General features: G+C 67.7%; 12 protein-coding genes. 8 read left to right on the top strand and 4 right to left on the bottom strand.

What is annotated here, in order from left to right; genetic code table 11:
* The first annotated feature begins 2 nt into the window (after positions 1-2).
* The 3 genes from QX073_RS10010 (at position 3) to QX073_RS10000 (ending at position 4,319) form a co-directional block, all read left to right on the top strand.
* Complete coding sequence (locus QX073_RS10010) at positions 3-1,367, top strand: NAD(P)-binding domain-containing protein (protein ID WP_316225694.1); 1,365 nt, start codon at positions 3-5, stop codon at positions 1,365-1,367.
* A gap of 27 nt (positions 1,368-1,394) precedes the next feature.
* Positions 1,395-2,582: an MFS transporter gene (locus QX073_RS10005; protein WP_315712730.1), complete on the top strand. Its 1,188-nt coding sequence runs from the start codon at positions 1,395-1,397 to the stop codon at positions 2,580-2,582.
* 162 nt (positions 2,583-2,744) lie between these two features.
* Positions 2,745-4,319, top strand: a complete 1,575-nt coding sequence (locus QX073_RS10000) for an EAL domain-containing protein (protein ID WP_316225693.1) — start codon at positions 2,745-2,747, stop codon at positions 4,317-4,319.
* 30 nt (positions 4,320-4,349) lie between these two features.
* Here QX073_RS10000 and QX073_RS09995 read toward each other — a convergent pair whose 3' ends face one another.
* On the bottom strand, positions 4,350-4,778 hold the full coding sequence (locus QX073_RS09995; RefSeq protein WP_315712732.1) for a CHRD domain-containing protein: 429 nt from the start codon (positions 4,776-4,778) through the stop codon (positions 4,350-4,352).
* A 189-nt stretch (positions 4,779-4,967) separates the two neighbouring features.
* Here QX073_RS09995 and QX073_RS09990 point away from each other — a divergent pair, with 189 nt between their 5' ends.
* A complete protein-coding gene (locus QX073_RS09990) occupies positions 4,968-5,624 on the top strand; it encodes a TetR/AcrR family transcriptional regulator (protein WP_315753189.1) in 657 nt (218 codons plus the stop codon).
* A gap of 2 nt (positions 5,625-5,626) precedes the next feature.
* Here QX073_RS09990 and QX073_RS09985 read toward each other — a convergent pair whose 3' ends face one another.
* Entirely contained in the window at positions 5,627-6,343 is a 717-nt protein-coding gene (locus QX073_RS09985) for a GntR family transcriptional regulator (RefSeq protein ID WP_315828184.1), read from the bottom strand.
* A 175-nt stretch (positions 6,344-6,518) separates the two neighbouring features.
* Here QX073_RS09985 and QX073_RS09980 point away from each other — a divergent pair, with 175 nt between their 5' ends.
* From QX073_RS09980 to QX073_RS09965, 4 genes are read left to right on the top strand one after another with little or no spacing between them, the layout of a single operon-like run.
* Positions 6,519-7,412 carry a VOC family protein gene (locus tag QX073_RS09980; RefSeq protein ID WP_316169669.1) on the top strand — a complete coding sequence of 298 codons (894 nt, stop codon included), beginning with the start codon at positions 6,519-6,521 and terminating at the stop codon, positions 7,410-7,412.
* A gap of 31 nt (positions 7,413-7,443) precedes the next feature.
* On the top strand, positions 7,444-9,000 hold the full coding sequence (locus tag QX073_RS09975) for a bifunctional 3-(3-hydroxy-phenyl)propionate/3-hydroxycinnamic acid hydroxylase (RefSeq protein WP_316225692.1): 1,557 nt from the start codon (positions 7,444-7,446) through the stop codon (positions 8,998-9,000).
* Between the two features lie 27 nt (positions 9,001-9,027).
* Positions 9,028-10,350, top strand: a complete 1,323-nt coding sequence (locus tag QX073_RS09970) for an MFS transporter (RefSeq protein ID WP_316167151.1) — start codon at positions 9,028-9,030, stop codon at positions 10,348-10,350.
* Positions 10,351-10,359: 9 nt separating this feature from the next.
* Positions 10,360-11,211 carry a fumarylacetoacetate hydrolase family protein gene (locus QX073_RS09965; protein ID WP_316167153.1) on the top strand — a complete coding sequence of 284 codons (852 nt, stop codon included), beginning with the start codon at positions 10,360-10,362 and terminating at the stop codon, positions 11,209-11,211.
* 122 nt (positions 11,212-11,333) lie between these two features.
* Here the strand turns inward: QX073_RS09965 and QX073_RS09960 are convergent, their stop codons facing one another.
* Both QX073_RS09960 and QX073_RS09955 read right to left on the bottom strand, forming a co-directional pair.
* Positions 11,334-12,917 carry a DHA2 family efflux MFS transporter permease subunit gene (locus QX073_RS09960; protein ID WP_316167155.1) on the bottom strand — a complete coding sequence of 528 codons (1,584 nt, stop codon included), beginning with the start codon at positions 12,915-12,917 and terminating at the stop codon, positions 11,334-11,336.
* Between the two features lie 12 nt (positions 12,918-12,929).
* Positions 12,930-14,195 carry an HlyD family secretion protein gene (locus tag QX073_RS09955; RefSeq protein ID WP_315753196.1) on the bottom strand — a complete coding sequence of 422 codons (1,266 nt, stop codon included), beginning with the start codon at positions 14,193-14,195 and terminating at the stop codon, positions 12,930-12,932.
* Between the last annotated feature and the right edge of the window lie 292 nt (positions 14,196-14,487).

Genomic DNA, 14,487 nt, shown 5'->3' with positions numbered 1-14,487 from the left:
ACATGACGGACGCCAAGACGGTCGCTATCATCGGCGCCGGCCCGGTCGGGCTGGCGGCAGCGGCCCATGCGCTGGCGCGCGGCCTGACCCCGGTCGTGCTGGAAGCGGGTCCGGAAGCCGCGCACGCGGTGCGGCAATGGCAGCACGTCCAGTTGTTCTCGCCGTGGAAGTACAACATCGATAGCGCGGCGGCGCGGCTGCTCGCTGCGACGGGATGGAATTCGCCCGAGCCCGAGGTCTATCCGACCGGGCGCGAGCTGATCGAATCCTATCTCGCGCCGCTGGCGACGCGCACTGCGCTGCGCGACGTCGTCAGGACCTCGCATCGCGTCACCGCGATCAGCCGGGCCGGCTTCGACAAGGCCACGTCGAAGGGACGCGCCGATGCGCCGTTCGAGATCCGCATCCACAACGGCAAGGGCGAGGCGGCGCTGCAGGCCGACGCCGTCATCGATGTCTCCGGTGCCTGGTTCTCGCCCAACCCTGCCGGCCATAGCGGACTGCCCGCGCTCGGCGAAGCCGCGCATGCGGCGCGCATCGCCTACGCGATGCCGGATGTCCGAGGCGCGCAGCGCAGCCGTTATGCTGGCAGGACGGTCGCGGTGCTCGGCGCCGGCCACTCGGCGATCGGCACCCTGATCGACCTGGCCGCATTGGCCGAGGTCGCGCCGGGCACGCAGGCGATCTGGCTGTTGCGCGGCGACGATCCCGCGAGGGCGTTCGGCGGCGGCAGCGCCGACCAGCTCGCCGCGCGCGGCGAACTCGGCCTGGCCTTCGCCGCGCTGGTACGTTCGGGCCGCATCCGGCTCGAGCCCGGCTTCGGCGTCACGGGGATCACCGATGAGGACGGCCGGTTGCGGATCGCCGCGGACGGCGACCGCCGCATCATCGCCGACGAGCTGATCGTCGCCACCGGCTTCCGCCCCGATCTGTCGCTGCTGGCGGAGCTGCGCCTGCGGCTCGATCCCGCGATCGAGGCTCCTGTTGCGCTCGCGCCATTGATCGATCCGAACGAGCATTCCTGCGGCACGGTGCGGCCGCATGGCGCACGCGAGCTGGCGCAGGCCGACGAGCCGGGGCTCTATCTCGCCGGCATGAAGAGCTATGGCCGCGCGCCGAACTTCCTGATGATGACGGGCTATGAGCAGGTCCGTTCGATCACCGCCGACATCGCCGGGGACAAGGCCGCCGCGCATCGTGTCGAGTTGAAACTGCCGGAGACCGGCGTCTGCACCCGCGGCGGAGTGGAGAGCATTGCAGCCCTGCCCGGCTGCTGTGGCGGACCAGCGCCATCGGGCGTAGACAGTTGCTGTGCCGATGACGCCAAAGCCAAGCTGGCTGGCCGCAGCGGCCGCGGCTGCTCATGACGCCGAGCCAAGGAGAGGTCGACGGGAATGCAGGCAAGACGGCTGGGCGTGGTCATCGCTCTCGGCACCGCCCAGACGCTGGCCTGGGGATCGAGCTACTATCTTCCCGCCATCCTCGCCGACCCGATCGCCAGGGATCTCGGCCTGTCCAACAACTGGTTCTTCGCCGCCTTTTCCGCCTCGCTGATCATCTCCGGCCTGTTGGGTCCGCGCATCGGCCGCCAGATCGACCGCGTCGGCGGCCGCCAGGTGCTGTGCGCCTCCAACATCGTGCTGGCGATCGGGCTCGCACTGCTCGGCCTGTCGCATTCGCTGTGGGTGATGGCGCTGGCGTGGCTGTGGCTCGGCGTCGGCATGGGGCTCGGCCTCTATGACGCCGCGTTCGGCGCGCTCGGGCGCATCTATGGCAAGGATGCACGCGGCGCGATCACCGGCATCACCCTGATCGCGGGCTTCGCCTCCACCGTCGGCTGGCCGCTGAGCACGCTGGGGCTCGCGACGATCGGCTGGCGCGAGACCTGCTTCGCCTGGGCGATCGCGCATCTCGTGATCGGCCTGCCGCTCAATTTGTCGCTGCCGCGGGCGACCGTGATGGCGCCCGGCGATATCCCGACGGGCAAGCCCAACATCCCGCTCGACCGCCCGATGGTGCTGATCGCGTTCGCGATGGCGGCGGCCTGGACCGTGACCGCGGCGATGGCGGTGCATCTGCCGCGGCTGATGCAGGCGTTCGGCGCGACGCCCGCGCAAGCCTTGTTCGCCGGCATGATGATCGGGCCGGCGCAGGTCGCCGCGCGCGTGTTCGAGGCCGGCTTCCTCAGCCGCTTCCATCCGCTCGCCTCGGCGCGGCTCGCCTGCATCACCCATCCGATCGGCGCCGTGACGATCGGGCTGTTCGGCGGGGGCGCCGCGGCGGCGTTCGCGCTGCTGCACGGCTCCGGCAACGGCATCCTGACGATCGCTCGCGGCACCCTGCCGCTCGCCATCTTCGGCCCCGTCAACTACGCCTACCGGCTCGGCCTGATCGGGGCGCCGTCGCGGATCTGCCAGGCCTTCGCGCCGCTGCTGTTCGGCCTGCTGATCGATGGGCTCGGCCGCGGCGTGCTGATCGTGTCAGCGAGCCTCAGCCTGTCGGCGCTCGCCGCCCTGATGCTGCTGCCGGCCGAGCGCGCCGAGACGGCGGTGCCGCTCGACACCACCGACAAGGCGGCTTGAGCCGGTAGCCCTTTCTTAACCAGCTTTCTGCGCCCACCGCTCACCGTGCCGCTGCGGACGGGCATCCATGAGCGCATATACGGAAAGTTGAAGGTTGGATTGAAGGATACCCGTGGTCATACGGGGGTCATTCACGACACGATGGCATTGCAGCGCAAACACATGCTTCGCGTCGGGGCGGTGGCCGCCTGCGTCGGGATCTTCCTGGCCGGCGCCGATTTCGCCGTGACCGCGCTGATCGGCAACCAGACCGCGCGGCAGCTCAGCGAGCTCAGCAAGGTGGCGCTGCGCCGCTCCGAGGCGGCCATCGACTCGGCCGGATCGATCCTGAACCGCCTGATCGCGAAAGGTCCGATGGACTGCAGCGCCGCCGCGCTGCAGGCGCTGCGCCTTCACGTCTATCAAGGCACCATCATCAAGGACATCCGCACCGTCGACCGCGACGGCGCGGTCGAGTGCGCGGCCTATTCCGAAACGCTCGAATTCGACAATGGCTGGGCGCGGCGCGACGAGATGTTCAAGTCCGCCGACGGCGAGCTGCGGCTGTTCCGCGTCGAGCAGTTCACCGGCGCCGCGTTCGGCGTGATGCGCGACATCGACGCGCAACGGTCGCTGGCGGCGATCCTGCGCATCGACGGCAACCTGCTGGACGTGATGCCGGTCGGCCTGCGCGCCGAGAGCAACGTCACCCTGACCCTGCCCGATGGCGAGCAGGTGGCCGGCTATCATCCCGATGCATCAGCCAAGTCGCCGGCGCAGACCGTCGCGTTCACCACCGTGTCCGACCGCTATCCGCTGCGGGCCACGATCCATGTGCGGCCGCAGAGCCTGAGCACGCGCGGCGACCTCGCTTATCTCCTGACGATGCTCGCCGCCGGCACGCTGGGCGGCATGTTCGGCCTGCTGCTGGCGAGCTATCTCAGCCGGCCGGTGGACCCGGTCGCCGAGCTCGACCGCGCGCTCGCGGCCAACGAGTTCAAGCCCTATGTGCAGCCGACCTTCCGACTGAAGACCGGCGACATCGTCGGCTGCGAGATCCTGGCGCGCTGGGAGAAGCCGGACGGCCGGCTGATCCCGCCGATGAGCTTCATCCCGCTCGCCGAGACCACCGGCCGCATCGAGAAGCTGACCTGGCAGCTTCTCAAGACCGCCTTGCGCGAGCTGCAGCCGGAGATGAAGCAGGACAAGCTGTTCAAGCTGTCCGTCAACATCACCCCGCGCCATCTGCTCGGCGACCGCTTCATCGACGATCTGCGCAAGACGGTCGCGTCGTCATCGGTCTCCACCCGCCAGGTCGTGCTCGAGGTCACCGAGCGCGAGGAGCTCGCCGATCTCGCCAAGGCGACTGATGTCGTGAAGGAGCTCAGCGAGCTCGGCTTCCGCGTCGCGCTCGACGACGTCGGCATCGGCCATAGTGGCCTGTCCTATATTCAGCGGCTCGGCGCGCGCATCCTGAAGATCGACAAGTTCTTCGTCGACGCGATCACCCGCGACCAGTCCGCCATCGTGGTGGTGCAGATGCTGGTGGCGCTGGCGCGCGAGCTCGACATGTCCGTGGTCGCCGAGGGCATCGAGCATCAGGAGCAGGTCGATGCGCTGATCGCCTGCGGCGTCGAGGAAGGCCAGGGCTACCTGGTCGCGCCGCCGCTGTCGCTCGGCCGCTTCAAGCAGTTCCTCGACGTGCGCCGGGCCTCGGCCGCTCCCGGCCAGGCCGGCGAGCCGGAACTGGCCGCCTGACGGCGAGCCCGCGCGCGTCGGGCACGCGCCTCACTGCCGGGTCATCTGTCCGCGAATCTCGCCGCCCGGGTTCGCCTGGGTGTGGACGTTGGCGTACCATTTGCCGGCCAGCAGATCGGCCGCCTGCGCATCGGTGATCACGGCGGAGCCCGTGATCGGCGGCTCCGGGCTCTTGAACGGCAGCACGATGCCGGCATTCTTGCCGGGCTCGCTGGGACCGTGGAAATGCGCGCCGATCGGCGGCCCGCTGAGGCCGGAGAAGGTGACCTTCCAGCTCAGCGTCTTGGTTGCGGTGTCGAAGCTCGCTTCGGCCGCGCCCGACGCGGCGGACGCGTTCGGCGGCACCTCGTTGGCGGCCTTGAGCTCGGACTTCAAGACAACGGTTTCGGCGCGAGCCATCGGCGCGGCCGCGACCCACGCGACGGCGAGCAACGCCAAATGAACGAATGTCCGTCCCATGGTTTTCCTCCTAATTCGTTACGTGCAGTTTCAGTGTTCGAGACCCCACGGGCAAGCTGATATTCCGTGGAACGCGTTAACACCCCAGGCATGAGCAGCGGCCCCGGCCGCGTTGATTGAACAATCCCGACCCCTGTGCCAAACAGGACGGGAACACAAAGGCCTCGAAAGAAAGCCATGGCGGATCGAATGGTTGCTTCCAGGACGGCGCGCGGCAAGGTGGGGCGGCCTCCGCTCGAACGTGCCGGCGAGGTTGAGGAGCGCATTCTCGACGCGGCAAAGACGGTGTTCCTCGCAAACGGCTTCGAAGGCGCGAGCGTCGACGAAATCGCGCAGACCGCGCGCGCCGGCAAGCCGACCATCTACGCGCGATTTCCCAGCAAGGCCGCGCTGTTCGCGGCCGTCATCGGCCGCCAGGCCGCGCGCAACACGCAGTATGAGAACCTGGTGCCGCAGGGCCGCACCTTCCGCGCCCGGCTGATCAGCCTCGGGCTCACCTTGATCGAGCGCGCCTTCGTCGAGGACACGATCGGCCTGATGCGCACCGCGATTGCGGAAAGTCCGCGCTTTCCCGAGCTGACGCTCGAGATCCAGGACACGGCGCGCAAGCGCGCCACCTGCAATGTGAGCCACGCGATCGGCGAGCTCGCGCGCGCCGAAGGTCTCGCCGGCAAGGGCGCGTTCTCGGCCGACCGCATCGAGGACAGCGCACGGATCTTCCTCGATCTCGTCGTGTTCGCCGTGCTGATCCGCAGCCTGCTCGGCGAGGACATGCGCGCCCTGAAGAAGGAAGCCCAGGCGCATGTCGAGAAGCGCGTCGACTTCTTCCTCGCCGCGACGACGTGATCCTAAATCTTTCTGTCCTTGCGCAGCTCCGGAAAGATCGTCTCGTCCTGCAGGATCACGTCCGCGGTGCGCTGATAGTGCGCCGTGAGCAGCGCAACCGCGCGTTCGGTGTCGGCGTCGAGCACGGCGTTCACGATGTCGGCGTGCTCGTCGCCGACGGGGCGTGACGGAAACGCCTTGCGGATCGACAGCCGGCGGTAGCGATAGAGCTGGTCGGCAAGCTGGCCGCAGAACGCGATCAGCGACTGCGAGCCGCAGTTCGAGATCAGGACCCGATGATAGATCCGGTGCAGCCTCTCCCACTCCGGATTGTCCTCGAACGTTGTCGCGCTGAGCGAGCGCGGCGCGCGGCTGAGCCGATGCTGCGCCAGCACCAGTTGCTCTTCCCAATCGGGCGTCGCCGCCGCCATCGACTCGCGCAGCGCCAGCGCCTCGACCCAGCAGCGCGTCTTGGTCAGCTCGGCGAGCTCGGCGCGGCTGATGTCCTTGACGTAGAAGCCGCGCTGCTCGCGCACCTCGACCAGTCCGTCGGCAGTCAGGCGGTTGAGCGCCTCGCGCAGCGGTGTCTGCCCGGTCTGATAGGTCTCGGTCAAAAACCGCATCTGCAGCTTGCGCGACGGCGCCAGCCGGCCGGACAGCAGGTCCTCGCGCAGCCGGTCATACACATGACTCGCCTGCGTCGACGGGCCCTGCCCCTCGGCCTCCAAAACCGCATCCACGCCCGATCTCCTCTGAATCAGACGACATGTATAGAGCGAGGCTGCAGAACATAAAATTTATAAATTCTGATTGATTTCGATTTTTTATGTAATAAAAGGGACGAGCCGGTTTCGCCGGCCAGGGACAGAAAACGTCGCGCGTCCTCATCCGGGCATCGCGCAGGAGGACACGCTCATGACCCGGTTTCCGGTCGCGGCTCTGCGCAGCGTCGATCTGGGCACGCCAGATCTCGCGCGTTCGGAAGCGTTCTATCGACAGACCTGGGGGCTGGAGCGCGTCGCGGAGGCCCACGGCATCGTCTACCTCCGTGCGACCGGCAGCGATCATCACGTCGTGGCGCTGCACCAGAGCGAGCGCACCGAGCTGCAGGCGGTGACTTTCCGCCTCGCCGAGTCCAGTGATTTCGATGCCGTCAGCCGCAACGCCATCCATGAAGGCGCGACGCTGATCGCAGCGCCGGCGCCGAACCCCGGCCCCGACGGCGGCGTGATCATGAGCCTGCGCGGCCCCGAGGGCGGCGTGCTGCGCTTCGTGCATGGTGACATCAGGCACGACGCCAGGCCGCCGCGGCCCGAGCTCCCGGAGCGGCTCGCCCACGTCAATCTCAACAGCACCGATGTCGATCGTTCGGCGGCCTTCTACGAGAAGGCGCTCGGCTTCCGCCTGACCGACCGCTCCGCGGCGATGGCCTTCGTTCGCTGCAATTCGGACCACCATGCCGTCGTGATCGCTGCGGCGAAGGTCAACGGGCTCAACCATGTCGCCTTCCTGATGCCGACCTGGGAAGGCGTGATGCGCGGTGCGGGCCGCATGATCGATGCCGGCCATCCGATCGCGTGGGGCGTCGGACGCCACGGCCCCGGCGACAATGTCTTCGCCTACTTCATCGATCCTGTCGGCACCGTGATCGAATACACCGCCGAGGTGCTGCAGGTCGACGACGACTACGTCGTGCGCGGGCCGGAGCATTGGGTCTGGCCGCCCGGCCGCACCGATCAATGGGGCATCGCGCCGCCCAAGGCCGAGCACGTCAAGGCCGCGCAGCTCGCGGTCGGCTACGCCGCCTGACTCGCTTTCCAACTCCAGAGTTTCCAGATCCATGTCCGCCACGTCAGATCACAAGCATTTCGAGGTCGTGATCGTCGGCTTCGGTCCGACCGGCGCCATCGCCGCGAGCCTGCTCGGCATGCAGGGCATCAAAACGCTCGCGATCGACCGCGCTGTCGAGATCTACGACAAGCCGCGCGCGATCGCGCTCGATCACGAGATCATGCGGCTGTTCGACAATCTCGGTATCGCCGAACAAGTCAGCCGGTACGTCGCGCCGTTCCCGGCGTCCGAGCATTTCGGCGCCCAAGGGCAGTTGATCCGCCGCATCGACATGGTAGGCCCGCCCTATCCCCTCGGCTACACGCCGAGCATGGTGTTCACCCAGCCGCCGGTCGAGCAGGTGATGCGCGATCGTGCTCGCCGCTGTCCTTCCGTCACGGTCGAGCTCGGCACGACCCTCGTCACGATCCTGCAGGATGCGACGGCGGCGACCGTCGTGCTGCAGCGGGCGGACGGTACAGTTCGCGAGGTCACCGCCGACTACGTGATCGGCTGTGACGGCGCCTCCAGCACCGTGCGCCAGCAGCTCGACATCAGCTTCGACGATCTCGACTTCGACGAGCCGTGGCTGGTGGTCGATCTTCTCGTAAATGACGGCGGTGTCGGCAAGCTTCCGGCCACCGCGGCCCAATTCTGCGATCCCGCGCGTCCGACCACCTACATAATCGGCCCCGGCAACCATCGCCGCTTCGAGATCATGCTGCGAGCGGGGGAAGACCGCCACGCGATGGAGCAGCCGGAGCAGGTCTGGCGTTTGCTCTCACCCTGGCTCAGGCCCGAGGACGCAACGCTGTGGCGCGCGGCCAGCTACCGCTTCCATGCGCTGGTCGCACGCCGCTGGCGCCAGGGGCGCGTCCTGCTCGCCGGCGACGCCGCGCATCAGCAGCCGCCCTTCATCGGCCAGGGCATGTGCCAGGGCCTGCGCGATGCAGCCAATCTGTGTTGGAAGCTCGCGCGCGTGTTGCGCGGCCAATCGACCGCGGCGCTGCTCGACAGCTACGAGATCGAGCGCAGCACGCATGTGCGCGAGCTGACCACGCGCATCAAGGCGATCGGCCGCGTCATCTGCGAGCAGGATCCGGAGGCCGCAGCGGCGCGCGACGCGCGTATCCTTGCCGAAGGCGGCGGCGCGCCGCGCACCATCACCCGGCAGGAGATCGTGCCGCCGCTGACGCAGGGACTGCTCGCGACCAAGGCAAATGCGGCCAACGGCACGCTGTTTCCGCAGCCCTGGATCGTCGGCGACGGTGGGCGGGCCCTGCTCGATAGCGTGGCCGGCACCGGATGGCGGCTCGTCCTCGACGGGCGGGGCACGCTGAACTCGAGCGCGATCGACGCTGCCACCCGCGACGCCGGGATCAGTCTGATCGCCATCGGCGGTCACGGCCTGCACGAGGAGAGCGCCGTCGTCGCACGCTGGTTCGAACGCCACGGCTGCGGCGCCGCGCTGGTGCGACCCGACCATTATGTCTACGGCGTCGCGACCGACACGCCAGAGCTCGCCGCGCTGCTGAGCGAGCTGAACCAACGACTGCACTCATCATAACAAGAGACTATCAAACGGGGAAACGCCATGACGACAACATCGGACACCGCCAGACCCAATGTGGGAGGACGCGCGATCGCCGTCCTCATCATGCTGTTCCTGTTCCAGACGCTGAACTTCTTCGACAAGCTGGTATTCGGCCTCTCGGCCGTGCCGATGATGAAGGAGCTGGGCTTGAGCCCGAAGGAGTTCGGGCTGATCGGCAGCAGCTTCTTCCTGCTGTTCTCGCTGTCGGGCATGGCGGTCGGCATGTTCGTCGTCGGACGCTTCCCGGTGAAATGGCTGCTCCTGATCATGGCCGGCGTCTGGTCGGCGACGCAGATCCCGATCTTCTTCTCCGGCTCGATCGCCGTGCTGGTGATCTGCCGCATCATCCTCGGCGCCGGCGAAGGGCCTGGGCTGCCGACCGCGCTGCACGCCTGCTACAACTGGTTTCCCGCCGACCGGCGCAGCGTGCCGAGCGCCGTGGTGCTGCAGGGCATCAGCGTCGGCCTCTTGGCCGGCGGTCCGATCCTGACCTATGTCATCGTGAGCTATGGCTGGCGCACCGGCTTCCTGTTCTGCGGCCTGCTCGGGCTGGCCTGGATGCTCGGCTGGTTCTTCATCGGCGGCGAAGGACCCTACTCCGCCCATGCGCCGGAGGCTGCGGCGGCCAAGGACAAGGCGTTGCCGGCGCGCGTGCTGTGGGCCGATCCGACCGTGATCGGCGTCATCATCATGTCGACCGCGTCGTACTGGATCGTCGGCATGTCCGCGACCTGGCTGCCGCCCTATCTGCAGCTCGGGCTCGGCTACAAGCAGGTCGATGTCGGCTGGATCATCTCAGGGATCTATCTGTTCCAGTCGCCGCTGCTGCTCGGCGGCTCCTGGCTGACGCAAGTTCTGCAGCGCAAAGGCTTCAGCTTGCGTGCCTGCCTCGGCCACGCCTCCGGTCTCGCGCTGCTCGCCGCCGGCTGCGCACTGCTGTTGAGCATCGTCACCTCGGGCCCGCTGCAGCTCGCCTGTATCGCGATCGCCTTCGCCGCACCGAGCCTCACCACGATCTTCGGCCCCGTCGCGCTCGGCGCCGTGGCGCCGGCGATCCAGCGCGGCCGGCTCATCGTCGTGATCTATTCCGGCAACGCGGCATCCGCGCTGGTGTCGAATGCGCTCACCGGCTGGATCGTCGGCGAGGCCGGCGGCAACGCGCCGCTTGGTTACGCCCACGCCATGACCTTCACCGCCGGCGTGCTGATCGTTGGCGCCATCTCGGCCTTCGCGCTGATCTTCCCGGAGCGCACCATCGCGCGCTTCGCGAAATCGGCGCAAGAACCGGCTTCTCCCTCCGCCGTAGCGGCGGTTTCGACCTGAGGACATCGGATGAGATTTGCAAGCTTCACCATCGACAATGCGCCGACCTGGGGACTGGTCGAGGGCACTGACATCGCCGATCTCGGTGCTATCCTGCGCGACCGCTTCCCGGATCTGAAATCGGCGATCGCAGCGGACGCGCTGAAGGAAGCGGCTGCAGCGGCCTCGGGCGCAAGGCGGTATCCGCTCTCGGCCATCAGCTTCCTGCCGGTGATTCCGAACCCGGACAAGATCCTCTGCATCGGCCTGAACTACGAGACGCACCGCAAGGAGACCGGCCGCTCCGAGGTCGAGAACCCCACGGTGTTCGGCCGCTTCGCCAACAGCCAGACCGGGCATCTCACCGACATCATCCGCCCGCGCGTCTCGACCGATCTCGATTTCGAGGGCGAACTCGCCATCGTCATCGGCAAGCCCGGCCGCTACATCCCGCGCAGCGAGGCTTGGCAGCACATCGCCGGCTATGCCTGTTACAACGAGGGCAGCGTGCGCGACTTCCAGCGCCACACCCACCAGTTCACGCCGGGGAAGAATTTTCCCGCGACCGGCGCGTTCGGCCCGTGGCTGGTCACGCCGGACGAGATCGACGATCTCGGTCCGCTGCGGCTGCAGACCCGACTGAACGGCGAGGTGGTGCAGGACGCCACGATCAGCCAGATGATCTTCGATATCCCGCGCCAGATCGAATACTGCTCGTCGTTCACCCGGCTCGAGCCGGGCGACGTGATCGCCACGGGGACGCCGGGCGGCGTGGGGTCGCGCCGAACACCGCCGCTGTGGATGAAGCCGGGCGACGTGGTGGAGGTCGAGATCGACCGCATCGGGCTGTTGCGGAACGGCATCGCCGACGAGGCGGTGTAAGCGCCCCTGATGTTCTTGACCGTCATTCCGGGGCAGCCCGTCAGGGCTGAACCCGGAATCTCGAGATTCCGGGTTCGATGCTTGCCATCGCCCCGGAATGACAGCCGAACAACAGTGCCTACTCAATGCGCCATCGCCGGCCCGCCGCCGAGCCTGACCTTGCGGAGCGTCAGCGCCAGCGGAATCGCCGACAGCGAGATCAGCATCAGCGCCCAGTAGACGTCGACATAAGCGAGCAGCGACGACTGCATCTGCACGGTCTGGCCGATCCAGGCGAGCGCCTGCTGCTGCGCCTGGACCAGCGAGCTGCCATGCGCGGTGAAGTAATTGGTCACCTGGTGCAGCGTGTCCTGATAGGCCGGATTGGATGGAATCGCATTCTCCACCAGCCGGCTCTGGTGGAACTGCCCTCGATGCGCCAGGATGTTGGCGGCCAGCGACACGCCGATCGAGCCGCCGGTGTTGCGCGCGGCGTTGATCAGCGCCGAGGCCTGGTCGGTCTTCTCAGGCGGAATGCCGTTGTAGGACGCGGTCGTGATCGACAGGAAGATCAGCGGCAGGCCAATTCCGATCAGCATGCGGGATTCGGCGAAGAACCAGAAATCCACATTGGCGTAGACCCGGGTGAGGTCGTACATTGCGAACGCCACGACGGCCGCGCCCGTCATGATCATGTATTTCGGCTGCACCTTGCCCGAGAGGCGTCCGACGACGAACATCATCGCCATCGTGACGAGGCCGCCCGGCGACAGCACGAGGCCGGCCCAGGTGGCGGTGTAGCCGAAATCCTGCTGCACCATCTGCGGCAGCATCTGCGTGGTGCCGAGCAGGATCGCGCCGGTCGCCAGCATCACCAGGAAGCTGGCGCCGAACTGGCGCGACGCCAGCATGCGGACATCGACCGTCGGATTTTTCTGGTTCATCTCCCACGGGATCATCGCGATGAAGGCCGCGACGCAGACCGCGGCGGTCACCATGATGAAGCGCGAGTCGAACCAGTCGTCCTCCAGGCCACGGTCCAGCATCAGCTCGAGCGCGCCGAGAAATGTCGCGACCAGCACGAAGCCGACCACGTCAAAGCCATGCGCCTGCTTGCGCCGCTCGGCCGTGACCTCTTCTGGCTCCTTGAGGATGAGCCCGATCAGGATCATCGCGGCGACGCCGACGGGGCCGTTGATCAGGAAGCACCAGTGCCAGGAGACGTTGTCGGAGAGATAGCCGCCGAGCGTCGGACCGACGACGGGCGCGACCACGACGGCGACGCCGAACAGCGCGAACGCCTGGCCGCGCTTTTCCGGCGGGAAGGAGTCGGCGAGGATCGATTGCGCCACCGGCACCATGCCGCCGCCGCCGAGGCCCTGCATGATCCGGAACAGCAGCAGCACCTGCAGATTCCAGGCGAAGCCGCACAGCACCGAGCTCAAGGTGAACAGGCCGAGGCACAGCAGGAAGAAGGTCTTGCGGCCGAAGCGCTTGGCGAGATAGCTCGAGGCGGTCAGGATGATCGCGTTGGACACGAGATAGGTCGTCACCACCCAGGAGGATTCGTCCTGGCTGACGCCCATGCCGCCGGCGATATAGGGCAGTGCGACGTTGGCGATGGTGGTGTCCAGCACCTCCATGAAGGTCGCGAGCGCCACCAGCACCGCGATGATCCACGGACTGCCTGCGGATCGCGACGCGGCGAGAGGAGCAGCCTCACTCATGGCCGACCTCTCTCACAGCACGGCCTTCAGCCGCTCATAGAGCGACGGCTTGGGATCGACGCGAACGGTCGGCACCACCGACATGCCCGGGCCGAGCGCGACGTCCGTCGGCGGATCGTCCATGTCGATCTTGACCGGCACGCGCTGCACGATCTTGACGTAGTTGCCGGTCGCATTCTGCGGCGGCAGCAGCGAGAATGCCGGGCCCGAGCCGGACTGCACGCTCGCGACGTGGCCGCGGATCTCGCGCTCCGGATAGGCATCGATCTCGAGGGTCACGGGCTGGCCGGGTCGCATCTCGTCGAGCTGGGTTTCCTTGAAATTGGCGGTCACCCAGACGTCATCGGGCACGAACATCGAAAGCGCCGTCCCTTGTGCCGCGAACTGACCATCGGCGGCGCTGAGATTGACAATGCGGCCGGACTGCGCCGCGGTCACGGTCGTGTACGACAGATTGAGCTGGGCCTGGTCGCGCTGGGCCTGCGCCTGAGCGAGATTGGCGTCGGCGCTCTCGTGCTGCGCCTTCAGCGACTCCAACTGGCGTTGCGCGACCGAGAGGTTGGCCTGCGCCGAGGTCAGCGCCGCCTTCTGCTGCTGGAGCTGCGATGTGTATTGCTGCTCGCTCTGCACCGTGCCGGAGCCGGTGCGGGCGAGGTCCTGATAGCGCTTGGCCTGCTGCTCTGCGAAGGTCAGCCCGGCCTGGGCCTGCTCGACCTGGGCCTGGCCCGCGGTGATCTGCGCCTGCTGCACGTCGATCTGCGCATCGATGTTGCGGATCGCCGCCTGCGCCGACTTCACCTGCGCATCGGCCTGCGCCAGCGCGGTCTTGTAGTCGCGATCGTCGATGCGCGCGATCACGTCGCCGGCCTTGACGTGCTGGTTGTCGGTGACCGGGACGGCGGTGATGTAGCCGGAGACTTTCGGCGCAATGGAGAACTGGCGGGCCGCGATGAAGGCGTCGTCGGTGGTCTCATAGTGACCGGCCGCATCGTAGTAGACGTAGCCGCCGGCGCCGACGGCGAGCAGCAGCACGAGACCCAGCGCTGCCCCGAGCGGATGCCGCCGGATCAGGCTCCTCCGGGACCCCTCCTGGCGCTCCCCGTGCTCCGTCGGCGGCGGGCCGGGCTCCGCCGCCGGCATCTTGGCCTCGACCTGCTGCCGAGGCTCGCCGGAGGCCCGCCCGCGCCATTGCTGCACGGCCCGATCGCGGGCCGAGACCGCCGGATCGTCGTTGGCCGCCGATGGGACCTCGGCCGACGACAGAGCTTGCCGTGTCATCACGTCTCCTTGAATAGAACGGAACCGTTTCGTTTCTATAATTGGGCGTAAGGCAGGTGGGACGCAATGGCGAGCCGCGATGCGGACGGCTAAACTTTTCGTCATTGAAGGCCGCCGGCGCGCGTTCCGCTGCGCCTTCACCGCGGTCCGCCGTCAGCAACGTCAACTGCGTTCCGCCGCCGCGGTTGCAGTCTCACGTCATCGCGATGGCTCGATGAACTCGGGCAAATACAACACGCGCACACGGCTGCCGCCGGCGGCGCCGGCACCGCACGTCCGGCCGGCGCGCGGC

Source organism: Bradyrhizobium sp. SZCCHNS3052, from assembly GCF_032484495.1.
Lineage (GTDB): Bacteria > Pseudomonadota > Alphaproteobacteria > Rhizobiales > Xanthobacteraceae > Bradyrhizobium.
Note: the sequence above shows the minus strand (reverse complement) of the source record. Positions and strands in the feature narration are given on the sequence as shown.

Coding starts and splice junctions, on each gene's coding strand:
- QX073_RS10010 (WP_316225694.1), top strand. CDS start 3: ATGACGGACGCCAAGACGGTCGCTATCATCGGCGCCGGCCCGGTCGGG.
- QX073_RS10005 (WP_315712730.1), top strand. CDS start 1,395: ATGCAGGCAAGACGGCTGGGCGTGGTCATCGCTCTCGGCACCGCCCAG.
- QX073_RS10000 (WP_316225693.1), top strand. CDS start 2,745: ATGCTTCGCGTCGGGGCGGTGGCCGCCTGCGTCGGGATCTTCCTGGCC.
- QX073_RS09995 (WP_315712732.1), bottom strand. CDS start 4,778: ATGGGACGGACATTCGTTCATTTGGCGTTGCTCGCCGTCGCGTGGGTC.
- QX073_RS09990 (WP_315753189.1), top strand. CDS start 4,968: ATGGTTGCTTCCAGGACGGCGCGCGGCAAGGTGGGGCGGCCTCCGCTC.
- QX073_RS09980 (WP_316169669.1), top strand. CDS start 6,519: ATGACCCGGTTTCCGGTCGCGGCTCTGCGCAGCGTCGATCTGGGCACG.
- QX073_RS09975 (WP_316225692.1), top strand. CDS start 7,444: ATGTCCGCCACGTCAGATCACAAGCATTTCGAGGTCGTGATCGTCGGC.
- QX073_RS09970 (WP_316167151.1), top strand. CDS start 9,028: ATGACGACAACATCGGACACCGCCAGACCCAATGTGGGAGGACGCGCG.
- QX073_RS09965 (WP_316167153.1), top strand. CDS start 10,360: ATGAGATTTGCAAGCTTCACCATCGACAATGCGCCGACCTGGGGACTG.
- QX073_RS09960 (WP_316167155.1), bottom strand. CDS start 12,917: ATGAGTGAGGCTGCTCCTCTCGCCGCGTCGCGATCCGCAGGCAGTCCG.
- QX073_RS09955 (WP_315753196.1), bottom strand. CDS start 14,195: ATGACACGGCAAGCTCTGTCGTCGGCCGAGGTCCCATCGGCGGCCAAC.